20 protein-coding genes are annotated in these 21,810 nt (G+C 43.6%); 18 read left to right on the top strand and 2 right to left on the bottom strand.

The genetic code is table 11. From position 1 onward, the window contains the following. Nucleotides 1–5: 5 nt before the first annotated feature. The 7 genes from rnz to I2C87_RS04385 all read left to right on the top strand — a co-directional run bounded on the left by rnz (nucleotide 6) and on the right by I2C87_RS04385 (nucleotide 7,384). A complete protein-coding gene (gene rnz, locus I2C87_RS04415) occupies nucleotides 6–935 on the top strand; it encodes a ribonuclease Z (protein ID WP_195324075.1) in 930 nt (309 codons plus the stop codon). 1 nt (nucleotide 936) lies between these two features. Then, the gene (locus I2C87_RS04410; protein ID WP_195324074.1) at nucleotides 937–1,692 is read left to right on the top strand and encodes an SDR family NAD(P)-dependent oxidoreductase; all 756 of its coding nucleotides are present in this window, start codon (nucleotides 937–939) and stop codon (nucleotides 1,690–1,692) included. A gap of 10 nt (nucleotides 1,693–1,702) precedes the next feature. Continuing rightward, nucleotides 1,703–2,413: a class I SAM-dependent methyltransferase gene (locus tag I2C87_RS04405; protein WP_195324073.1), complete on the top strand. Its 711-nt coding sequence runs from the start codon at nucleotides 1,703–1,705 to the stop codon at nucleotides 2,411–2,413. A 1-nt stretch (nucleotide 2,414) separates the two neighbouring features. Beyond that, nucleotides 2,415–2,819, top strand: a complete 405-nt coding sequence (locus tag I2C87_RS04400; RefSeq protein ID WP_195324072.1) for a GNAT family N-acetyltransferase — start codon at nucleotides 2,415–2,417, stop codon at nucleotides 2,817–2,819. 412 nt (nucleotides 2,820–3,231) lie between these two features. Further along, entirely contained in the window at nucleotides 3,232–3,936 is a 705-nt protein-coding gene (locus tag I2C87_RS04395; protein WP_229046194.1) for a hypothetical protein, read from the top strand. 307 nt (nucleotides 3,937–4,243) lie between these two features. After that, nucleotides 4,244–5,404, top strand: coding sequence for a hypothetical protein (locus I2C87_RS04390; RefSeq protein WP_195324070.1), 1,161 nt, complete (start codon nucleotides 4,244–4,246; stop codon nucleotides 5,402–5,404). Nucleotides 5,405–6,025: 621 nt separating this feature from the next. Further along, nucleotides 6,026–7,384 (top strand): hypothetical protein, encoded by a 1,359-nt coding sequence (locus I2C87_RS04385; protein WP_195324069.1) that lies wholly within the window; start codon nucleotides 6,026–6,028, stop codon nucleotides 7,382–7,384. Nucleotides 7,385–7,605: 221 nt separating this feature from the next. Here I2C87_RS04385 and I2C87_RS04380 read toward each other — a convergent pair whose 3' ends face one another. Next, a complete protein-coding gene (locus tag I2C87_RS04380) occupies nucleotides 7,606–9,591 on the bottom strand; it encodes a Cna B-type domain-containing protein (protein WP_229046191.1) in 1,986 nt (661 codons plus the stop codon). Between the two features lie 577 nt (nucleotides 9,592–10,168). Between I2C87_RS04380 and recJ the strand changes: the two genes are divergently transcribed. From recJ to I2C87_RS04355, 5 genes are all read left to right on the top strand, one after another. Then, a complete protein-coding gene (gene recJ / locus I2C87_RS04375; protein WP_195324068.1) occupies nucleotides 10,169–12,382 on the top strand; it encodes a single-stranded-DNA-specific exonuclease RecJ in 2,214 nt (737 codons plus the stop codon). Further along, a complete protein-coding gene (locus tag I2C87_RS04370) occupies nucleotides 12,382–12,975 on the top strand; it encodes a TipC family immunity protein (protein WP_195214001.1) in 594 nt (197 codons plus the stop codon). Before recJ ends, I2C87_RS04370 begins: the two co-directional genes overlap by 1 nt. 156 nt (nucleotides 12,976–13,131) lie before the next feature. Beyond that, complete coding sequence (locus I2C87_RS04365) at nucleotides 13,132–13,644, top strand: adenine phosphoribosyltransferase (RefSeq protein ID WP_003002788.1); 513 nt, start codon at nucleotides 13,132–13,134, stop codon at nucleotides 13,642–13,644. Nucleotides 13,645–13,745: 101 nt separating this feature from the next. Beyond that, entirely contained in the window at nucleotides 13,746–14,690 is a 945-nt protein-coding gene (gene metA, locus I2C87_RS04360) for a homoserine O-acetyltransferase MetA (protein ID WP_195324067.1), read from the top strand. Between the two features lie 9 nt (nucleotides 14,691–14,699). Further along, nucleotides 14,700–15,386: a DnaD domain-containing protein gene (locus I2C87_RS04355; RefSeq protein WP_195213999.1), complete on the top strand. Its 687-nt coding sequence runs from the start codon at nucleotides 14,700–14,702 to the stop codon at nucleotides 15,384–15,386. A 37-nt stretch (nucleotides 15,387–15,423) separates the two neighbouring features. On the opposite strand, the gene add is transcribed toward I2C87_RS04355, so the two are convergent. Continuing rightward, nucleotides 15,424–16,443 (bottom strand): adenosine deaminase, encoded by a 1,020-nt coding sequence (gene add, locus I2C87_RS04350; RefSeq protein ID WP_195324066.1) that lies wholly within the window; start codon nucleotides 16,441–16,443, stop codon nucleotides 15,424–15,426. A gap of 138 nt (nucleotides 16,444–16,581) precedes the next feature. On the opposite strand from add, the gene yghU reads away from it, so the two are divergent. From yghU to I2C87_RS04320, 6 genes are all read left to right on the top strand, one after another. Next, entirely contained in the window at nucleotides 16,582–17,373 is a 792-nt protein-coding gene (yghU, locus tag I2C87_RS04345; RefSeq protein ID WP_048717349.1) for a glutathione-dependent disulfide-bond oxidoreductase, read from the top strand. Nucleotides 17,374–17,454: 81 nt separating this feature from the next. Continuing rightward, nucleotides 17,455–18,144 (top strand): tRNA (adenine(22)-N(1))-methyltransferase, encoded by a 690-nt coding sequence (locus I2C87_RS04340; protein ID WP_048717351.1) that lies wholly within the window; start codon nucleotides 17,455–17,457, stop codon nucleotides 18,142–18,144. Then, nucleotides 18,131–18,928: a Nif3-like dinuclear metal center hexameric protein gene (locus I2C87_RS04335; RefSeq protein WP_048717353.1), complete on the top strand. Its 798-nt coding sequence runs from the start codon at nucleotides 18,131–18,133 to the stop codon at nucleotides 18,926–18,928. Before I2C87_RS04340 ends, I2C87_RS04335 begins: the two co-directional genes overlap by 14 nt. Before the next feature lie 6 nt (nucleotides 18,929–18,934). Then, on the top strand, nucleotides 18,935–20,044 hold the full coding sequence (locus I2C87_RS04330; protein WP_195324065.1) for an NAD(P)/FAD-dependent oxidoreductase: 1,110 nt from the start codon (nucleotides 18,935–18,937) through the stop codon (nucleotides 20,042–20,044). A gap of 241 nt (nucleotides 20,045–20,285) precedes the next feature. Then, complete coding sequence (rfbA, locus tag I2C87_RS04325; protein WP_048717356.1) at nucleotides 20,286–21,155, top strand: glucose-1-phosphate thymidylyltransferase RfbA; 870 nt, start codon at nucleotides 20,286–20,288, stop codon at nucleotides 21,153–21,155. Next, a complete protein-coding gene (locus I2C87_RS04320; RefSeq protein ID WP_195324064.1) occupies nucleotides 21,155–21,748 on the top strand; it encodes a dTDP-4-dehydrorhamnose 3,5-epimerase family protein in 594 nt (197 codons plus the stop codon). The genes rfbA and I2C87_RS04320 overlap by 1 nt, the downstream gene beginning before the upstream one ends. The last annotated feature ends 62 nt before the right edge of the window (nucleotides 21,749–21,810 follow it).

The following is a 21,810-nucleotide window of genomic DNA, read 5'->3' as shown; positions in this document are numbered from 1 at the left end:
ATACAATGGAAATTCAATTTTTAGGAACGGGTGCGGGCCAGCCGTCCAAATCTCGTAATGTCTCAAGTCTAGCGCTCAAAATTTTGGATGAAATCAATGAAGTTTGGCTCTTTGACTGTGGAGAAGGGACACAAAACCAAATCTTAGAAACCAGCATCCGTCCTCGAAAAGTCAGCAAGATTTTTATTACCCACTTACACGGGGACCATATCTTTGGTTTGCCAGGCTTCCTCTCTAGTCGCGCCTTTCAAGCCAATGAAGAGCAGACCGATCTAGAGATTTATGGACCGGTTGGGATCAAAACCTTTGTCTTGACCAGTCTTCGGGTTTCTGGTTCCCGCCTGCCTTACAAGATCCATTTTCATGAGTTCGATGAAGGTTCACTTGGGAAAATCATGGAGACCGATAAGTTCACGGTCTATGCCGAGGCCTTGGACCACACCATTTTCTGTGTCGGCTACCGGGTCATGCAGAAGGATTTGGAAGGGACCCTCGACGCAGACAAGCTCAAGGCAGCAGGGGTTCCATTTGGACCACTCTTTGGCCAGGTCAAAAATGGCCAAGATGTTACCCTGGAAGATGGCACCAAGATCATTGCGGCGGATTATATCTCAGCCCCTCGACCTGGTAAGATCATCACCATCCTGGGCGATACCCGCAAGACCAATGCCAGCGTCAGACTTGCCGTCAATGCAGATGTTCTCGTGCATGAGTCTACCTATGGCAAGGGCGATGAGAAGATTGCTCGTAAGCACGGCCACTCGACCAATATGCAGGCAGCAGAAGTGGCGCGTGAAGCAGGGGCTAAACGCCTTCTACTCAACCATATCAGTGCCCGCTTCCTTTCCAAGGATGTCAGCCAATTGCGCAAGGATGCTGCGACTGTGTTTGAGAAGGTCCATGTGGTCAAGGACTTGGAAGAAGTGGAGATCTAAGATGCGAACTATCATCATCACAGGAGCGAGTGGAGGCTTAGCCCAGGAAATGGTCAAGCTCCTTCCTGAGGACCGGCTTATTCTCTTAGGCAGAAATCAAGAAAAACTAGAACAAGTCTATGCTGACCATCCTCAAGCCGAATGCATCGGGATCGATATCACAGATTCCTCAGCTGTCCAAGACTTGGTAGAAGACCTCTATCAGCGCTATGGGCAGATTGATGTCTTGGTCAACAATGCAGGCTATGGGATCTTTGAAGAGTTTGACCAGATTACCAATGAGCAGATCCATGCCATGTTTGAAGTCAATACCTTTGCCCTGATGAATCTCTCACGCTTAATTGGTGCCCGCATGAAGGAAGCAGGTAAGGGTCACATCGTCAACATCGTCAGCATGGCGGGTCTCGTCGCAACTGCCAAATCCAGCCTTTATTCGGCGACCAAATTTGCGGCCATTGGTTTTTCTAACGCCTTGCGGTTGGAACTCATGCCCTTTGGTGTCCATGTGACGACGGTCAATCCAGGCCCTATTCGGACCGCTTTCTTTGACCAGGCAGACCCCGATGGAAGCTATGTCAAGGCTGTGGATCGCTATATTTTGGAACCAGACTTTGTGGCCAAGAAGATCGTGAAAAATTTTGGAAAACCAAAGCGCGAGCTCAATTTGCCTTGGCTCTTGAACCTGACCCACAAGCTCTATACTCTTTTCCCCCGCATCTCAGACAAGCTAGCCAGCAAGATGTTTAATTTCAAATAGGAGGAACCGGATGGCAGCCAATATTCAAGCTTATTTAGAGAACCTCCGCCAACCCTGGGGACAAATCTATTATGATATCCTTTTTAAACAATTAAAAGACATCAAAGGTAAGCGAGTGCTTGATTTCGGCAGTGGCTTCGGCCTGGTGGCTAACCACTTGGCGCAAGACAATGACGTCCTTGCTGTGGAGCCCAATGAGGAAATGGTGGCCTTGCGGGTCCAAGACCATCCCTACCAGCAACTGGTCGGAAGTCTGGATCAGTTGGCAAGTCTTGGAGATGCCAGCTTTGATGTCATCCTTTGCCACAATGTCTTGGAGTATGTAGGGAATCGCAAGGTGACTCTCAAAGAATTCACCCGGCTCTTGAAACCAGGTGGCCTCCTCTCCATTGTCAAGCACAATGAAGTTGGGCGCGTCCTACAGACTGTCGTCTTTGAAAATGATCCTCAGAAGGCGCTTGATCTCTTAGCCGGCCAAGATTTGGAAACCCACTCCATGGGCTTGGCCCAGGCCTATGATTTAGATAGAGCAGTAGAAGACCTATTCCTCGAAATCCAGGACTACCAAGGAATTCGTGTCTTTTATGCCTTGCAGGACAATCGCTTCAAGGACCAAGAAGGATGGCGAGAGTCCATGCTTCAGATAGAACTGGCCGTTTGCCAGGAGTCCCCTTATCGGGATATGGCCTTTTTCCAGCACTATAGGTTAAAAAGGAGTTAAGATGTTAGAGTACAAACAAGAGATTCCAGTGATGACAGACCTAGTCGCGCTCTACAGCTCGGTTGGCTGGACCAATTATATCAACAATCCAACTATGATAGAAGAAGCTGTCAAAGCCAGTCTCTGGCAGTTGGCCGTCTATGATGAGAAAGAGCTCGTTGCCTACATTCGCTTGGTAGGAGATGGCCACTCGGTCCTTTTGGTGCAGGATCTCTTGGTGCGACCAGATCACCAGCGCCAAGGCATCGGAAGGAAACTTTTAAAAGAGGCTTTAGCGACCTTTCCAAATGTCTACCAACGACTCCTCGCCACGGAACGGAGCGAGAAGAATCTTGCCTTTTACCAATCCCTGGGCTTTGTTGAACTTTCAGAGCAAGCCTGTACAGGGATGATTTATAATAATTGACGGAGAGAGAGTGGGACAGAAATCGATAATTCGTTAGAATTCGATTTCGTCGTCCCACCTCCTCACAGTTGAGTAGGGCTGTAAAAGCTGATGAAATCAGCGTAGTAGAGCCCGCTCAACCACTGCGTCATGCTCGACAATCCAAAAACAATTAAGAGGCTAGGACTTTTGTCCCAGCCTCTTTTCTTGTTTTTCCTGACATTCCTTGTAAATAATGGTAGAATAGAGCTAGATAAATGAATACGTTGATGAGCATTTCAACTTGTGAGAATCTTTCATCCTATATAGTCCTCTATCTAACTTTTGGAAGTTTTCTATTTTTGGAGGTAGACCTATGAAAAACAAAGGTTATTCCCTTTTACTCCTAGTTCCCATTTTATTCTTAACGATGGTTCTAAGCAGTTGTAAGATCATGACATCGAGTGATTACAAAAAGGCTAAAGAAGTTGTTAGCAGTGAGCTTGCTCAAGCTGGTCTTCATGGAAAAGTAACCATCACCAAGTTATCTTGGACTGCCCTAGAATTCCCAACTTATCATGTAAGCTACACCTACTCTGAGAAAACCTACGATGATCAAACGGTACGATTGGAAAATGAAACAACTTTTCATGATGACTGGTCAAGTTCATCTATTATTTTTCTTCCAGACTATAAGAAAGTGTTTTTAGAGCAGAAATCCATAAAAAATATCGAGGAAAAACTAGAGAAGGAAATAAAGAAGCAATCTCTCGGCCTTCCAATTGAATTCTCTATCTTTTTAAGTAACTTTTATCAGGAAGAAAAAGAGGAAATCCTGGATAGCATTGCAAGTCAAAATCTCAAAGAAGGGAAAAAAGACTTTGCCGGCTACTATCAAATTCCTTTTCAAACCTTGATCGATCAAGAGTTAATCCGTATGACCATTTATGTAGATGATGACGTGTCCGTTAAGGAGCAAGACCTAGAAAAGGCAGCTAAAAAGCTAGATGCGAGCAAACTACCGAATGGTTCCTATAGTTTCTACTATTCCAATCATAAAGATGATTCGGAAGACACGCTCAGTTACTCCTTCAAAGTGAAAGATGGGAAAGTTGTTTTTTATGAAGATCAACAGGACGGAATGGAAGATCAAAACTAAAAAGAGACTTCTTGGGTATCCTAATAAGATTTAATAAATCTATTTTTATAATGCTACTTAAATGGAGGCTGGGACAAAAGTCCTAGCCTCTCAATTGTCTTTGGATTATCGAGCAAGACGCAGTGGTTGAGTGGGCTCTACTACGCTGATTTCATCAGCTTTTACAGCCCTACTCAACTGTGCGGAGGTGGGACGACGAAATCGAATTCTAACGAATTACCGATTTCTGTCCCACTCTCTATTATATATTTGACTGACAAAAGAGGGTATTGATGGTAAAATGAGGGTGAGATTAGGAGGCCATGGAATGAAGAAGATTTTGAAATCATTTAAGTTTTATCTATTGTTGGTTTTTCTCCTACTAATAGGGGGATTGCAGATACAGCATGAACTTCATAAACGGGAACTGACACAATTTATCAGTTGGAAACCTCGTCCTAAACTGGTTGAATCTCAATTTATAGGAGATGGAAAAGCAGTTGCAATCCAATGGGAAACTCAAAAAGAATTAGCTGAGGCTCTAGAGGCACAAGATTACGATAGGGAAATTAGTGTAGAGAGACCTATAGAGGGAAGTCATCGTGGAAATTATATTGCACAAGTAAGCTACAAGTTAAAAACAGATGCTTGGACTCCTGGGCGTAATAGAAAGTATCAAACTCTCGGTGGTTCTGGTATCGATAGTATCAATAATAGGAGTAAGCAACCGGAAAAAGGAGAATACTGGCTTATTGATATTTACGACACTTCAGATAATAGAATAAAAAAGAAAACATTTGATATGTTCAAAATTGTAAGAGATCTCAATAAAGATTATCTTCCATTGGCTACAAATACTGGCTCTTTATATTATGATAAGGATGATCAAGAAACCTATCTTTCTATCGGTATTTTAGTAGGATCGAAAGTTAAATATGTGTTTGATCCAGGCGATATTCATGTGGAGACGGAATACAATACCCAAGTCGGCTTAATGAATGTTAAAACAGGAAAGATTTCACTTACAACATCATCAGGAAAAGAGTATGATCAACTTCGAGATGATGATGAAAAAAACTATAAAGTAACTCATCCCTTTGAATCTAATCCGAATTATAATTTTGATTCGAAAATCTCTTTTTCTGATTCACGTTTAAGATATAAAATAAAAGATTATGAAAACGAGACGATTCCATTAAAGTCTACTTACCCGAAAGTCTATTCTATTTTAAGTAAGGGGCATAATGAGAGAACAGATGGAGACTATGAAAAGGGTGAGGAAGCCTACCTATACTTTCTTGGACCAGAAGATCTCAACTTTGATATATCTATCCTAGAGCTGTTCTATCCAAGGGCAGGTTCGGACACCTTCAAATTATTTTATAATTACAGGATTCCAGCAGAATATTCAAAAGATGGTCAGGAGCATGTTGTAAAGAATAAAGAAGAGTTTTTCAAATATTTCAAAGAGAGTTCCGATCAGAACTAAAATGAGAACACGCATTTTGTAAATTTCATAAGGAAGTTAGGATATGAAATGCAACTATTCCAAACTATTGGCGGGGCTTCTACTTTTTCTTTCTTGCCTTTGTAGTCACTAGCTGTAAGTGCATGACACCTAGTGACTACAAAAAGCCAAAGAGGTTGTCACAGAAGTGTGTAACAAAAATGATCTTCATGGAAAAGTAACCATATCAAATCCAACTCATCTAACCGTTTCAAATACCTCGAATTGTTCCAATGTCGAACTCTATGATGCCCAAGGAAAATCTGCTTATATGCTGAATAATACTTTAAATGACTACCAGCTAACAGTCCTTGAGGCGGAGGAGTCAGCTAAACTATTTAACAGATGGGGATGGAGCATCTAGAGCCGTTAATGATGACGCGAAATGGGTTATTCAAAAATAAGGAATACTTCTAGCAAGGAATTGATGGACTAGAAGAGTCGGTCCAGTCTCATGTTGGTTTACTTTGAGTTTTTCTATCAGACAGTATTCACTTAATGCAAGGATTTCCAAGAGTGGAAATCCTTTTTTTCAACCACTGACACTTTATAAGAATCATGGTAAAATAGTTGGTAGGAGCTAGTGAATAGGAGGAGTTGTTTATGCCCAAGTTATTTAAGTCAAAGTTGTTTTTATTTACTTTATTCGTCGTGGTGGTTGCCTCTGTGTACTCTATCAAAGAACAACTTCGTGAAAGAGAATTGCGTCAGTATGTTCAATGGAAACCGAGGCCAGTCATTAAGGACTATGAATTTATTCATAATGGGGAAGCACTAGTTATCGAGTGGGACGATGGTGATGAGAGAGAATTAATTGAAGAAGTTAATAAAGGTAAACCACAATTTGCGTACCAACTTAATACACATGATGGTGCAAGTGGTGAGCGCTATATCATGCAAGAAAGCTATAAGTTAAAAGCGAGTAGTGATAAGTTTTCACGCTATCGTACTGCACCAGATTCGGCGCCTTATCTAAGCTACAATGAGCCCAAAGAAGGGGAGTATTGGTTGATTGATGTATACGACACGAAGGATCGAAAACTAAAACCTAAAACCTATGATGTCTTTAAAATGGTGCGTGACTATAATAAGAAATATATCCCACTCGATATTTCAGGAGAAATATATGAAACAGAGGATAATGAAGCCTACTTTATTATTACTATGTTAGCACCCAAGGAATCAAAAGCAGTGATTGAAAATGGAACTATGAAAGTTGTTACGGAGGGGTTTAACGAGACTTCACAGTATCCGGTTGAGCTGGGGCTGATTGATGCAAAAACAGGAAAAATATCTAAAAAGAGTTCCTCTGGTAAAAGTGTTGAAGAAGTTAAAACGGAGTCAAAACAGAGACTTGAGAATAGACATCCATTCGCTCTTATGCCAAAAACGAGATTATCTGGTTTCGGAGGAAATGACTATATTTCTAGAGGATTACAACTTAGGTTTAATGAAAGTTTTAGGGAGACTGAAAGATACAAAATATCTCTAGCAGCAGCCTATCCAAAGGCCTATCAGATGTTGAAAAATCACTATCGCTCCGTTTTGTATTTCTTAGGCGAGGAAGATGTAGAGTTTCGTCTCTCCTTTTTAGAATTACTAACAAGTCCCTATAATTCATTTGTTGAAGATTTCACGCTTCCTGCTGATTATTCAATAGATGGGCAAGAGCACCTTGTTCAGAATAAAGAAGAATTTCTTCAATACTTCAAATCTCAGCCTCAAAAAAACAGTACTAATTTTGAGTTGGCTCTTATGAATATATTTTACGAAGAAACACCAGAAGGATACATAAGGAGAGATCTTTTTAAAAATTTAACCATTCCCGCCGAGTTTTCAAAAGATGGGCAAGAACATGTGATTCAAGATGTGCTCCAATTTCAAAAGGTCCTCAATATTGAAAAGATAGAAAATGAAAAATTAAGGAAGAAAATAATAGAAACATTCCCATATATGAAATAGACTGGAATATAAGTGAAGATACAAAAGAGCCTAGTGAAGTTTTCACAGGCTCTTTTATATAACCTCTAGGACAGAAAAATGAGAATGAGGTAGGACTTGGTTTTCTAGTTTATTCTATCGTCATAGGTCCATAAAAAAGAGAGAGAATGTGATTCTCTCTCGTGCTATTAGTGACTAGGAGGTGGAGCTAGTGCAAGCTAATAGTGGTTATCTGAACTGAATTAGTTATCAGTCATTTTACGTTTCAATACAACGGCACCGGCCAAGACCAATACTCCTGTAAGAACAAGACCTGTTGCGACAACTTCACCTGTACTTGGAAGAAGTTTCTTACGTCCGCCACCATTGCCTCCAGCGTTCGGTCCAGTTGGATTTTCAGGTGTAGTGGTAGTAGAACCATTCTTTTTAGGTCCTTTAGGTGTTGTACTAGGTGTTGTAGTAGGTCCTTCAGGTGTTGTAGTAGGTCCTTCAGGTGTTGTAGTAGGTCCTTCAGGTGTTGTAGTAGGTCCTTCAGGTGTTGTAGTAGGTCCTTCAGGTGTTGTAGTAGGTCCTTCAGGTGTTGTAGTAGGTCCTTCAGGTGTTGTAGTAGGTCCTTCAGGTGTTGTAGATGGTGTAGGTGGTGTTCCAGGTGTAGTAGTTACCGTAGTCTTAGGCTCACCAGGCGTAGTAGTTACTGTAGTCTTAGGCTCATCAGGCGTAGTAGTTACTGTAGTCTTAGGCTCATCAGGCGTAGTAGTTACTGTAGTCTTAGGCTCATCAGGCGTAGTAGTTACTGTAGTCTTAGGCTCACCAGGCGTAGTAGTTGTTGTAGTAGTGGTTGTAGTAGTAGTGGTTGTTGTAGTCGTTGTAGTCGTTGTAGTTGGTTTGTTTGATGTGTTGACGACCTTAATCACGTTTGCATCATCAATTTTTTCAACTTTAGAAGTGTAACCTTCAGGTGTATTTGTTTCCACTACTGAGTACTCAATCTTCTTACCGTCTTTGATACCTGGCAATTTCGTAAATGCTGCTTGCCAACCAGAAGCTTTTGTAAGAGTTTGTGTCATTCCTTCTAAAGCTTTGCCGTCAGCATACAATTGAACAGTGATATCTTTACGGTCAGCTTCTTCGTCACCAACCCACTCTTTCTGAACTGTCACAGTTGTATCACCAGATACCCAGAATTTCAACTCTGTATTGTTCCAGAATGCTGGGTCTGTTTGAGGTGTTGTGATTTCGTCAGCTTTCAAGGTAGCGTTGTTATCAACACGGATAGTTGTTTTAGGAATGATTGTTTGGTATTCAACAATGATTTCTTCATCTGAAGCTGTTTTAAAGACATCACTGACATCTGATAAGTTCACAGTAAATCCATTACCGTCTGGATCAAATGTCACATGTTGCCAGAAGTCCCATCCGGAAGCAACCACTTGTCCACCTTTTCTTAATGTGAAGGATGGTTTCAAGTAAGTTCCAACGAAGAATTCACTTGCAGCGTGATTAGCAGGTGTTTTAAAAGTGATTTTTGAGTAATCTACAGCTGAAGCTTGGATTTTATCTGATACAACAGGATTTGTGATGGCTTGTTTTTTACCATCGCCATTGATACGGATGAACCATTTTGTAAGGTAGTAGTCATCGCCAACGTTCATCCATGCATAGTTTTCTGATGCATCGAGTTTGAATTCTTTAGATACATAGTCACCAGTAAGGTTGTACTTGTTCAAAACAGATTCAAATACGCCAGGTCCATCAGGACGAGTGATGACAACGGATTCTGAACCAACTTTAGAAGTTGCGGTTTTGTTTCCAGGATTTCCTGGAGTACTATCCCACACTGCTTGGTATGAGAAACCACCCTTAACGTTTTGGTTCATGGATTCGATTGCTTTTTTAAAGGTAAAAGTAATCTTTTTGTCTGTCATCGACAAGGTAGCTACTTCAGCACCGTTTGCTTGAAGTGACTCCGTTGCAAGTTTGGTGATATTGACACCTTCTGGAGCGTCGATAGTAAACGTATCACCTTCCTTAACAGAAATACCTGTTAAGTCCCAGTCAAAAGAAAAATTGACCTTTTGACCAGATGTATCTGCTTTAAGGTTTGTAATGGTTGGTGTAACAGTTGCTGCAGAAACTGGCTTAATGATTGACAAGCCAAGAGCAACTACACTAATCATTGCTACAAACGCGAATAATTTTTTATAGAAAGTTTTCACTTGTTCCTCCATTCCTTTTTCCTGGTTTGGAAGTATATCACTTTTTTTCCACACATTTTAAGCGTGTCCAGTTCTATACCGACAAAAAGTCGGCTAGATGTTTATGACGGTTTTTCTGCTAGGACTGAATGGTAGAGACCATCGTTGTAGCCAGAGAAAAGCGAAAGTCGACTGTGACATCTTAAAATAAAAAACTGATTGTCCTTTCCACACACAGAATTAATAACTCCAATGGCCATAAAGTCAAGGATTCCAAACCAAGACGGCTGAAAAACCGAACGATCTTTTTCCCTATAATTTTAGGCCTCTTATATTATATTACAATCCTTTGCAGTGTCAAGTAATTTGTATCTAAATAATAAAAAATAGTAGGATTTTTTTATTGGGAGGTTTTTCGTAGGTTAAAAAGATTGAAAAGATTGGAAGAAGACTTGTAACAGACGCAGTTTGGGAGCTGGGCTAAGCTTGATTTTTAAGACCTGGGATAGAAGATTTTACCCCTACTGATTCAAAGCTAGCTTTCATTTTCCGGATTCCCGGCTTTCATGTTATAATATGCTGATAAGAAAAACAGGAGACAAGGACCGAGATGATCACGTCAAAATATGAATGGCAGTTTGCTGCGCCCTTTTCAGATGATACTTTTTTGGCGCAAGCAAAGAAGAGAGGATTAGAAGCATCTGCAGCCAAGTTACTGGGAGAACGAGGGATCCAGACGGAAGAGGCGCTGGATCGTTTTCTTGAACCTCGGCTAGAAGATCTGCATGATCCCTACCTGCTTCACGATATGGACAAGGCAGTGGATCGCATTCGCCAAGCCATTGAAGATTATGAACAAATCCTAGTTTATGGGGACTATGATGCGGACGGGATGACGGCCGCTTCTATTATGAAGGAAACCCTGGAGCAGATGGGGGCGGAAGTAACCGTCTATCTACCTAACCGCTTTACGGAAGGCTACGGTCCCAATGCCAGTGTCTACAAGTATTTTATTGAACAGCAGGGAATATCCCTCATTATTACAGTGGATAACGGGGTAGCTGGTCATGAAGCCATTGAATTGGCCCAAAGCATGGGAGTAGATGTTATCGTGACCGACCACCATGCCATGCCAGAAGTCTTGCCCGATGCCTATGCCATCATTCACCCCGAGCATCCAAATGCCGATTATCCTTTTAAGCACCTAGCAGGCTGTGGGGTTGCCTTTAAGTTGGCTTGTGCCCTCCTAGAAGAGGTGCCCCTAGATTTCCTTGATTTGGTGGCCATTGGGACCATTGCGGATATGGTCAGTCTGACAGATGAAAACCGCATTCTAGTCAAGTATGGCCTAGGTGTCCTTCGTCAAACCCAACGGATTGGCCTCCAGGAAATGCTCAAGCTGGCCTCCATCGCCCCTCAAGATGTAAATGAAGAAACAGTTGGTTTTCAGATTGCCCCTCGTCTCAATGCGCTGGGCCGCTTGGATGACCCAAATCCAGCGGTCGAACTCTTGACTGGTTTTGATGACGAAGAAGCGCTGGAAATTGCGCTGATGATTCAAGCCAAGAATGAAGAGCGCAAGGAGATCGTCCAAGCCATCTACGATGAGGCCAAAGCCATGGTGGATCCAAGCCTTCCTGTCCAAATCTTGGCAAAAGAAGGCTGGAATCCTGGTGTCCTAGGGATTGTGGCCGGTCGACTACTTGAAGAGCTCCATCAGCCTATCATCGTCCTCACCATAGACCAAGGCAAGGCCAAGGGAAGTGCACGAAGTCCCGAAAGTGTCCATATTTTTGAAGCCCTAGATCCGCATCGTGATCTCTTTATCGCCTTTGGAGGCCATGCGGGTGCAGCTGGTATGACTTTGGAAGTGGACAAGATCCCTCGTCTGACCGAGATTTTTTCTGACTATATTGTAGAAAAAGGGATTGACCTGACGGCCAAATCCACACTCTTTGTGGATGAGGAGTTGGACCTAGAAGAGCTGACTTTGGATACCTTGAAGAGTTTTGACCGTCTCGCTCCTTTTGGGATGGACCATAAGAAGCCAGTCTTTTACATTCGTGATTTTCAAGTGGAGTCTAGCCGGACTATGGGGGCCGGCAATAGCCATCTGAAGTTGAAGATTCAAAAAGGGGATGCCCGCTTTGATGTGGTGGCTTTTGGCCAGGGCCATTTGGAATTGGAGTACTCCCAAGCGAAAAACTTGGAGTTGGTGGTATCCTTGTCCGTCAATCAGTGGAATGGACAGACTACCCTGCAACTGATGGTGGTGGATGCCCGTGTAGAAGGAGTACAGCTCTATAATATCCGAGGGAAAAATGCTCCTCTCCCACAAGCTATTCCCCTCTTTAGTCAATTGGAAGAAGGGGAAGATTCCCCTGCCATTGTCATCGATCGCATACCCGATGACCTGGCTGACTTGAAAGCCCTCTTCCAAGAACAGAACTTCCAAGCGGTTTATTTTAAAAATCACCTAGACAAGGCCTATTACCTGACAGGCTACGGGAGTCGCGATCAGTATGCCAAACTCTACAAAACGCTGTATCAGTTCCCTGAGTTTGATATTCGCCATAAGCTCAGCCAACTATCTGACTACCTCAAGATTCCACAAGTTTTGTTGATTAAGATGATCCAAATCTTCCAAGAGTTAGGCTTTGTCCAGATTGAAAATGGCATCATGACGGTCAACAAGGACGCGGAGAAGAAGGAGATTGCCTCTAGTTCCATTTATCAGGATTTGGTGCAGACGGTCAAAGACCAGGAACTCATGGCTTTAGGATCTGTGCAAGAAATTTATGACTATTTAACGGAATCGATTTAATGAACAAAAAGAAAATATTTCTCTGGCTCAGCCCTTTCCTCCTTTTTGCCCTCTATTGGCTGGGGATCTACTGGAGTTTGAGAAATCCCATGGAAGAAATCAACTACGCTGAAAATGGCAGCTGGATGCGCTATGTGATGTTTAGGCCCTTTACAGAAACGATCGGGAGTGATCGCATCTGGAAGGAGGATGAAGGATTTCAAATGTACCCCTATTCAGATGACATCGTTGGTGGTCAGGAAGACCTATCTGTCATGATGTTTCGAGACAGTTCTGAATGGGTTTACTGGCATGAATACCATCTAAACGAAAATGCATCCATTCGGATGTCCTTCAAATACAATTCTAAAAAAAGAGCATTGATTCAAGAAAAAGTGTATCTTTACGAGGATAATCAAACAGTTGAAGGAAGTGATTTTTTACAGAAACTTGCTACCTACGGCAAAGACCTTACTTGGCTTCGAAACCAAAGCAAGAAGGTCGCCGAACAATACATCCTTGGTACCTGGTTCAAGAATGGAAGCTCGCGCTATTCTTTGAAAAATCTGGGCGATATGTCAATCCAGTACAATGAATTGGTAGAAGAGAAGTAAGAGATTTTTTCGAATCCAATCCCACATCTTTTTCGGATGTGGGATTTTGCTTTCTTTGCAGGAGGGTGGGAAAATGATTTAGTAAAAAATGATGCACGTTAGTAGAATTAATGGTATAATGGAATATAAAAATTTTTTTATGAAAGAAAGTTAACCATGAATTTAAAAGATTACATTGCAAGCATTGAGAACTATCCACAAGAAGGAATTACCTTCCGTGATATCAGCCCTTTGATGGCAGATGGCAATGCTTATAGTTATGCGATTCGTGAAATCGTTCAATACGCGACGGATAAGAAGATCGATATGATCGTCGGCCCTGAAGCGCGTGGATTCATCGTTGGATGTCCGGTCGCTTTCGAGCTAGGTATTGGTTTTGCGCCTGTTCGTAAACCTGGTAAATTGCCACGTGAAGTCATCTCAGCTGACTACGAAAAAGAATACGGTGTGGATACCTTGACCATGCATGCTGATGCTATCAAACCAGGTCAACGCGTTCTCATCGTCGATGACCTCTTGGCAACAGGTGGTACCGTTAAAGCAACCATCGAAATGATCGAAAAACTCGGTGGAGTGGTTGCAGGTTGTGCCTTCTTGATCGAGCTCGATGATCTCAAAGGCCGCGAAGCTATCGGAGACTACGATTACAAGGTCTTGATGCATTACTAATATAGTTTAGAGCTATATCTAGATAGAGAAAAACCATAATTGAAAACTATATGCTCCTGTCTTATAATAAGAGGTAACAACTTGTAAGATGGGAGCTTTTTATGCCAATTACCTTAGATAAGAAATTACCAGCAGTTGATATTCTTCGCTCAGAAAATATTTTTGTCATGGATGATATTCGGGCAACTCACCAAGATATTCGTCCGATGAATGTTCTGATTTTGAATCTCATGCCGACTAAGGTAGCCACTGAGACTCAACTGTTACGCCTCTTGGCCAATACTCCCTTGCAGATCAATGTGGATTTCCTCTATATGACCAGCCATGAGTCTAAGACGACAGCGGCAGAACATATGGAAGTCTTCTACAAATCCTTTGAGGATATTAAAGAGAACTATTATGACGGCTTGATTATTACGGGAGCTCCAGTAGAGAAATTAGCCTTTGAGGAAGTGGATTACTGGGAGGAGCTAACAAAGGTCTTTGCTTGGTCGAAACGCCATGTTTTTTCAACCCTGCATCTTTGTTGGGGTGCGCAAGCTGGTCTCTATTACCGCTATGGGATTGAAAAAGTAGCTCTCTGCGACAAGCTATCTGGGATCTATGAGCAAACAGTCATGAATCCTCAGAATCGCTTAATGCGTGGCTTTGACGATGCTTTTTTGGCCCCTCACTCACGTTATACAGATGTCCCCCTCAAGGAAGTGCTAGAGAAGAGTAACTTGCAAGTCCTGGCTCAGGGGGGTGAAGTAGGACTATCCATCCTGGCCAGTCCAGACCTTCGGGAGGTCTATAGTTTTGGCCATTTGGAGTATGACCGTGATACCTTGGCCAAGGAATACCAGCGGGATGTCAAAGCAGGCTTGAATCCAGATCTTCCGAAGAATTATTACGATCAGGATGATAGTAGTCGGGAACCTCGGATGCGGTGGAACTTAGCGGCAGCCAACTTCTTTAGTAATTGGATCAATTATGCAGTTTACCAAGAAACTCCTTATCGTTTGGAGGAGTTAGAAAAAGATATTTCATTTTATGGTTACCTATAAAGGGGTAGTATGACATATTCACAAGCATTTAAGTCGGGCAATTTGGTTTTACCAAGTGCCTTACTTTTCCATTATCACCATTTATTTAAAGACGCAGAGGATTTTCTGGTTTGGCAGTTCTTTTACTTGCAAAACACGACCAACCAATCCAGCCTCACACCTAATCAAATTGCAGATGCGATTGGCAAGTCGGTCACAGAAGTTAACCAGTCCATGTCTCGCCTGACCAACCAAGGTTTGCTCCAATATCGAACCATTGAGCTAGATGGGGAGATTGAAGTTCTTTTTGATGCGACCATTGCCCTCGAGCGCTTGGATGATTTACTTCAAAGTAAGACAGATACCGCACAGCGTGGGCAAGGCAAGCAAGCAGAAAATGAACTAGCTGATTTAGTCAAAACCTTTGAGCAGGAGTTGGGACGTTTATTGACGCCATTTGAAATCGAAGATTTGACGCAGACAGTCAAGCAGGATCAAACAGACCCTGATATTGTAAAGGCTGCCTTGAGAGAAGCTGTCTTTAATGGCAAGCCACACTGGAAATACATCCAGGCCATCCTGCGCAATTGGCGACGGGAGGGCATTACCAGTTTGACACAATTAAAAATCAAACAACAAGAACGGGAAGCCCTTCAGCCTGAAAATGTCACAGTTTCAGATGATTTCTTACAGGCGATGGATTTGTGGAAAGATTAAAAAAACTAGCTCTTATTTGAGTGCTAGTTTTTTTCGTTTATAAATAGTCCGCGTAAGCTTTTTCAAGTTTGGTAAGGAGTGATTGCTTTTCTTCGTCACTAGCAAAGGAAGCTTGGATGGCATCGACATTGTGCTGGTAAAAGTCAGCTGGCGTCGTATGGAAGTGGCGATGGTAGAGGGCATATTCTTTGGTCAGGTCGGTATTAGAGACGGTGCGGTTATCGGTATTGATACTGATATGGGCTTGTGCTTCCTTCATCTTGAGGTAAGGGAAGTCCGCCACAGTGGCAGCTGCCTTGGTTTGAAGGTTACTGGTCAAGCAGAGCTCACCGGTGACCCCATTTTTCACAAACTCTTTTAGAAGTTCTGGTTCATCCGCTAGCAAGGTCACATGACCATTTCGTTTGATGCCATAGGCCATGGATTGAACGACGTTGGCTGGGCAGTGGCATTCGCCAGCATGCAGGGTCATGGGACGGTTGTAACTTTTGACCTGTTGGATGAGGGCATCAATGGCTTGTGGGGGATAGTTGTGCTCATCCCCAGCGAAGTCAAAGCCAACAAAATCCTGATCCCTAACCTGGTTAGCTTCAGCAAGGATGCGAGAAGTGAGTTCTTGATCCGACTGGCGCATACCACAAACCAGGGCTTTCGCGACAATGCCAAATTCATCCTGGGCTTGGCGCAGTCCTTCACAGACAGCATCGATAGTTTCTGGGACAGTGAGCCCTTGGTCCATGGACAATTCTGGGGCAAAACGAACCTCAATGTAGACGACATTTTCGAGAGCAGCTTGCTTGGCCACATCGTAAGCAGCAAGGGTCAAGGCTTCCTTGGTTTGAAGGAGAGGGCGAATGTAGTCAAAGGCCTCCAAATAGTCCAAAAGATTCTCACAGTGGGCAGGTGCAGTGACATGGTGCTTGAGCTCTTCATCACTAGCAGGGAGGTCAATATTGGCCATGGCTGCCAATTGGCGAATGGTCGGAAGAGACAAGGAACCGTCTAAGTGGCAGTGTAGTTCTGTCTTTGCCAAACTATGAAAGTCGATCGTGGACATGTTTTTTCTCCTTCAAAATGTATTTTTTCTATACTATCATTTTGCCAAGAAATGTCAAGTAAAGCCAGCGTAGCAGATTTTTGAAAGTAGCGACTGGATTTGATATGCTAGTAGTAACATAGACAAAGGAGAAAAGAGATGTCAGATTATCAATTACCAGAAGTATGGGAAGCACCAAACCAAATGGGAGGAGCCTGGGGTGGCTTGAACCAACCAACAGCAGGTGCCCGCTTTGAACAAACTCTTCCAAAAGGGGATCATCCTTTCCAACTCTATACCCTTCCAACTCCAAATGGGATTAAGGTGACCATTATGCTGGAAGAATTAAAAGAGTTGGGAGTGGATGCAGGCTACGACGCTTATCGCATCAAGATTGGTGAGGGAGATCAGTTTGGTAGTGACTTTGTAGCCATCAATCCCAACTCAAAAATTCCAGCCATGTTGGATCAATCAGGCGACCGAGACATTCGGGTCTTTGAATCAGCCAATATTCTCTTGTATCTAGCGGAGAAATTTGGCCATTTAATCCCGACAGATCCTGCTAAGCGGACAGAAGTGCTCAACTGGCTCTTCTGGCAGACGGGTGCGGCACCATTCTTAGGTGGAGGCTTTGGTCATTTCTTCCACTATGCTCCTGAAAAAATTGAGTATGCCATCAACCGTTTTGCCATGGAAGCCAAACGCCAATTGGACCTGCTGGACAAGGAATTGGCGACCAAACCTTATATCGCAGGGGATGACTATACCATTGCAGATATTGCCATCTGGTCTTGGTATGGCCGTCTAGCCCAAGACAAGGTCTGGGATCGTGCCGGAATTTTCCTAGATGTGAAGGAATACAAGCATTTGCAAGCCTGGACAGAGAAAATCGCCAATCGCCCAGCTGTGAAACGTGGCTTGGAAGTGGACTATAAGGAAATTAATGCATAAGAAAAGGGCGCCGTCGCGCCTTTTTTTAATGGTGCAAACATGGTATACTAAGGGATGGAATAAAAGTTTAGAAAGTAGCACATGGAATTTACAAAATTATCAAATCGCTTGGACTTAGTGGCTAGCTTCGTCCCAGCTGGAGCGCGTCTGTTGGACGTGGGGAGTGACCATGCTTATCTACCAATCGCCCTCTTACAAGAAGGTAAGATTGAGGCTGCTATTGCTGGTGAAGTGGTAGAGGGACCCTATCAGTCTGCCCTGCAAAATGTCGCCGATAATGGCTTAGAGGACAAGATTGAAGTCCGCCTGGCCAATGGTTTGGCTGCCTTTGAACCAGCAGACGGCATTTCTTGTATCACTATTGCAGGTATGGGAGGACGCTTGATTGCGGATATCCTAGCGGCAGGCCTTGAAAAATTAGCCAATGTCTCCCGCTTGGTCCTCCAGCCCAATAATCGAGAGGATGAATTGCGGGCTTGGTTAGTAGACCATGATTTCCGCATTGTTGATGAAGCGATCTTGGAAGAAAATGAGAAGTTCTATGAGATCCTTGTAGTGGAACAGGGTTCTCAAGAGTTGACAGCTATGGAACTGCGCTTTGGTCCCTATTTGATGCGGGAACAAACTCCAGCCTTTGTCCAAAAGTGGTCCAAGGAAGTGGAAAAATTGGCCTTTGCCTTGGAGCAAGTCCCAGTTGAGAATCAATCTGCCAGAGCATCGTTAGAAGAGCGCATCGCACAAATCAAGGAGGTCCTAAATGCTAGCAAGTGAAGTCATCAAACGCTATGAAGCCTACTGTCCTCAGGAACTATCCATGGAGGGAGATGTCCGTGGTCTACAAGTCGGCACGCTGCATAAAGACATCCATAAGGTCATGGTAGCCTTAGATATTCGGGAGCAGACGGTGGCAGAAGCTATCGCCCATGGGGTAGACTTGATCATCGTCAAGCACGCACCGATTTTCCGTCCCATCAAAGATCTGGTAGCAGATCGGGCTCAAAATCAGATCTATATTGACCTGATCAAGCATGATATCGCAGTCTATGTCAGCCATACCAATATTGACATTGTCCCAGATGGTCTCAACGATTGGTTCTGCCAACTCTTGGACATTGAAGATACAGAGCCCCTCAGCATGACAGGGGAAGGACTCGGAATCGGCCGGATTGGTCAGGTGTCCGCCCAAACCTTTGGTCAGTTGGCTGAAAAGGTCAAAGAAACTTTTGGACTAGATGCTTTGCGCTTGGTCAGTTATGACCAGACTGATTTGGATCGGGTTGTTACGCGTGTCGCCATCTGTGGAGGAAGTGGCCAGTCCTTTTATAAGGATGCTCTCGCTAAAGGGGCTGAGGTCTATATCACAGGAGATATCTACTACCACACGGCTCAAGACATGCTGAGCGATGGGCTCTTGGCCTTGGATCCAGGGCACCATATCGAAGTTCTCTTTGTCTCGAAACTAGTAGAAAAGCTCAATCAGTGGAAGGCTGAGGAAGCGTGGGAGATTGAAGTGATTGGCAGTCAAGCTAGCACCAATCCTTTTTACCATATCTAAGGGGTCATGATGAAAGTAGCCATTATCGGTGCAGGGATCGTAGGATCCACTGCAGCCTATTATTTATCCAAAGAAGCACAAGTGGATGTGACTGTCTATGACCATGGAGTCGGCCAAGCAACTAAGGCAGCGGCAGGCATTATTAGCCCTTGGTTTTCCAAACGGCGGAACAAGGCCTGGTATCGCCTCGCTCGTCTGGGAGCTGATTTTTACCAAGAATTGGTAGAGGACCTAGCCAAGGACGGAATCGAAACAGACTTTTACCAGCAGACAGGGGTCTATCTCCTTAAGAAGAAGGAAGAGAAATTAGATGAACTCTATCAGTTGGCGCTGAGTCGACGGGAAGAATCTCCCTTAATCGGAGACTTATCGATTTTGACCACAGAAGAAGTGGCCCAACAATTCCCAGGTCTGCAAGGGTTTGAGAATCTCCTTTATGCATCAGGTGGGGCCCATGTAGAGGGAGCCCTTCTAACGGAAACCCTTCTAAAGGCAAGTGGGGCAAGAGTCATCAAGGAAGAGGTTGATCTCTCCGCCTCGGATCATGGCTATCAGATAGCAGGAGAAAGCTATGACCAAGTTATCCTAGCGACAGGAGCCTGGCTGAGTCAGGTGCTCGAGCCACTTGGCTACCAAGTAGATGTCCGTCCCCAAAAAGGACAGTTGCGGGATTATCAGCTAGACCTAGATACTGATGACTATCCTGTGGTCATGCCGGAAGGAGAGCTGGATATCATTCCCTTCCAAAAGGGCAAGATCAGTATGGGAGCCACTCATGAGAATGAGATGGGCTTTGACCTGACGGTGGATCAAGCTCTGCTCAATCAGATGGAAACAGAAGCCTTGGCCTACTATCCAGAACTAGCTCAAGCGACAGTTGTCGGCGAGCGCGTGGGAACACGGGCCTACACCAGTGACTTTTCACCATTTTGGGGAGCGGTTCCTAATCAAGCAGGCCTCTATGTCGCTAGTGGACTAGGTTCGTCCGGCCTCACAACAGGTCCCCTCATTGGGTGGCATCTAGCCCAACTAGTGGCAGGAGGAACGGTGCGCTTAGATCCAGCAGATTATCCAGTTGAACAATATGTGAAGAAGAGAGTGGGACAAAAGTCCTAGCCTCTCAATTGTCTTTGGATTGTCGAGCAAGACGCAGTGGTTGAGTGGGCTCTACTACAAGGTAAGGTTTTCAGACGGCTCAGTCAAGGAGCAGTAATCTATTTGAATTATGAGTAAGACCAATGCTAACAATTCTACAACTCTCATCTCCGGTCATCACCTTGCAACACAAATGCAAGGTGACTTTTTTATATAAACATGATAAAATAGGGGTAATGAATACGTAGAAAGGCCTAACATTATGAAAGGTATTATTTTAGCCGGTGGTTCGGGTACTCGTTTGTATCCTTTGACTCGTGCCGCTTCCAAACAGTTGATGCCCATTTACGACAAGCCAATGATTTACTACCCATTGTCAACTCTTATGTTAGCAGGGATCAAAGAAATCTTGATCATCTCAACTCCGCAAGATCTTCCTCGTTTTGAAGAGCTTCTTGGAGATGGTTCTGAACTTGGGATTTCCCTCTCTTATGCAGAGCAACCAAGCCCAGACGGCTTAGCACAAGCCTTTATCATTGGTGAAGAGTTCATTGGTGACGATCATGTTGCCCTCGTTCTTGGAGATAATATCTTCCATGGAAATGGCCTAACCAAGATGTTGCAACGGGCTGAAGCAAAAGAAAAAGGGGCGACTGTCTTTGGTTACCAAGTTAAAGATCCAGAACGTTTTGGTGTGGTAGAGTTTGATGCAGATATGAATGCTATCTCTATCGAAGAAAAACCAGAGCATCCAAAATCCAACTTTGCGGTGACAGGACTTTACTTCTATGACAATGATGTAGTAGAGATTGCTAAAAACATCAAACCAAGTCCTCGTGGAGAGCTTGAAATCACCGATGTCAACAAGGCTTATTTGGAGCGTGGAGATCTCTCTGTTGAGCTCATGGGTCGTGGTTTTGCTTGGTTGGATACAGGAACTCACGAAAGTCTCTTGCAGGCTTCTCAATATATCGAAACTGTTCAACGCTTGCAAAACGTCCAAGTTGCCAACCTTGAAGAAATCGCCTATCGCATGGGTTATATCACCAAAGAACAAGTCCATGAATTGGCGCAACCTCTTAAGAAAAATGAATACGGACAATACTTGCTCCGTTTGATTGGAGAAGCTTAATGACAGAACAATTTTTCGGAAAAGAATTAGCAGCCCGCAAGATTGAAGCGATTCCAGGTTTGATGGAGTTTGATATTCCAGTTCATGGGGACAACCGTGGTTGGTTCAAGGAGAACTTCCAAAAGGAAAAAATGCTTCCTCTTGGATTTCCTGAAAGCTTCTTTGCCGAAGGCAAGTTGCAAAATAACGTTTCTTTCTCGCGCAAGCATGTCTTACGTGGTCTGCATGCAGAACCTTGGGACAAGTACATCTCTGTGGCAGATGAAGGAAAGGTTCTTGGAACTTGGGTAGACCTTCGTGAAGGTGAGACCTTCGGGAATACCTACCAAACTGTGATCGATGCCTCTAAAGGGATTTTTGTTCCTCGTGGCGTAGCCAATGGTTTCCAAGTCTTGTCTGATAAAGTAGCCTACAGCTATTTGGTCAATGACTACTGGGCATTGGAGCTCAAGCCAAAATATGCTTTTGTCAACTATGCAGACCCAAGCCTAGACATCCAATGGGAAAACTTGGAAGCAGCAGAAGTCTCAGAAGCAGATAAGAACCACCCATTGCTCAAAGACGTCAAACCCCTAAAAGCAGAAGATTTGTAAAAATGAAGCTCTTAAAACAATCAAGACAATTATTATATAGTTTTTAGGTTTGCTATAAACGA

Origin of the sequence: Streptococcus sp. 1001283B150225_161107_H12, from assembly GCF_015552665.1 — a bacterium.
Taxonomy (GTDB): Bacteria; Bacillota; Bacilli; order Lactobacillales; family Streptococcaceae; genus Streptococcus.
Note: the sequence above shows the minus strand (reverse complement) of the source record. Positions and strands in the feature narration are given on the sequence as shown.

Bases quoted from the DNA above. Each gene is read 5' to 3' on its own strand.
- I2C87_RS04370 (WP_195214001.1), top strand. From the start codon at position 12,382: ATGAACAAAAAGAAAATATTTCTCTGGCTCAGCCCTTTCCTCCTTTTT.
- I2C87_RS04330 (WP_195324065.1), top strand. From the start codon at position 18,935: ATGATGAAAGTAGCCATTATCGGTGCAGGGATCGTAGGATCCACTGCA.
- yghU (WP_048717349.1), top strand. From the start codon at position 16,582: ATGTCAGATTATCAATTACCAGAAGTATGGGAAGCACCAAACCAAATG.
- I2C87_RS04385 (WP_195324069.1), top strand. From the start codon at position 6,026: ATGCCCAAGTTATTTAAGTCAAAGTTGTTTTTATTTACTTTATTCGTC.
- recJ (WP_195324068.1), top strand. From the start codon at position 10,169: ATGATCACGTCAAAATATGAATGGCAGTTTGCTGCGCCCTTTTCAGAT.
- metA (WP_195324067.1), top strand. From the start codon at position 13,746: ATGCCAATTACCTTAGATAAGAAATTACCAGCAGTTGATATTCTTCGC.
- I2C87_RS04355 (WP_195213999.1), top strand. From the start codon at position 14,700: ATGACATATTCACAAGCATTTAAGTCGGGCAATTTGGTTTTACCAAGT.
- add (WP_195324066.1), bottom strand. From the start codon at position 16,443: ATGTCCACGATCGACTTTCATAGTTTGGCAAAGACAGAACTACACTGC.
- I2C87_RS04340 (WP_048717351.1), top strand. From the start codon at position 17,455: ATGGAATTTACAAAATTATCAAATCGCTTGGACTTAGTGGCTAGCTTC.
- I2C87_RS04365 (WP_003002788.1), top strand. From the start codon at position 13,132: ATGAATTTAAAAGATTACATTGCAAGCATTGAGAACTATCCACAAGAA.
- rnz (WP_195324075.1), top strand. From the start codon at position 6: ATGGAAATTCAATTTTTAGGAACGGGTGCGGGCCAGCCGTCCAAATCT.
- I2C87_RS04410 (WP_195324074.1), top strand. From the start codon at position 937: ATGCGAACTATCATCATCACAGGAGCGAGTGGAGGCTTAGCCCAGGAA.
- I2C87_RS04395 (WP_229046194.1), top strand. From the start codon at position 3,232: ATGACATCGAGTGATTACAAAAAGGCTAAAGAAGTTGTTAGCAGTGAG.
- I2C87_RS04335 (WP_048717353.1), top strand. From the start codon at position 18,131: ATGCTAGCAAGTGAAGTCATCAAACGCTATGAAGCCTACTGTCCTCAG.
- I2C87_RS04405 (WP_195324073.1), top strand. From the start codon at position 1,703: ATGGCAGCCAATATTCAAGCTTATTTAGAGAACCTCCGCCAACCCTGG.
- I2C87_RS04320 (WP_195324064.1), top strand. From the start codon at position 21,155: ATGACAGAACAATTTTTCGGAAAAGAATTAGCAGCCCGCAAGATTGAA.
- rfbA (WP_048717356.1), top strand. From the start codon at position 20,286: ATGAAAGGTATTATTTTAGCCGGTGGTTCGGGTACTCGTTTGTATCCT.
- I2C87_RS04390 (WP_195324070.1), top strand. From the start codon at position 4,244: ATGAAGAAGATTTTGAAATCATTTAAGTTTTATCTATTGTTGGTTTTT.
- I2C87_RS04380 (WP_229046191.1), bottom strand. From the start codon at position 9,591: ATGGAGGAACAAGTGAAAACTTTCTATAAAAAATTATTCGCGTTTGTA.
- I2C87_RS04400 (WP_195324072.1), top strand. From the start codon at position 2,415: ATGTTAGAGTACAAACAAGAGATTCCAGTGATGACAGACCTAGTCGCG.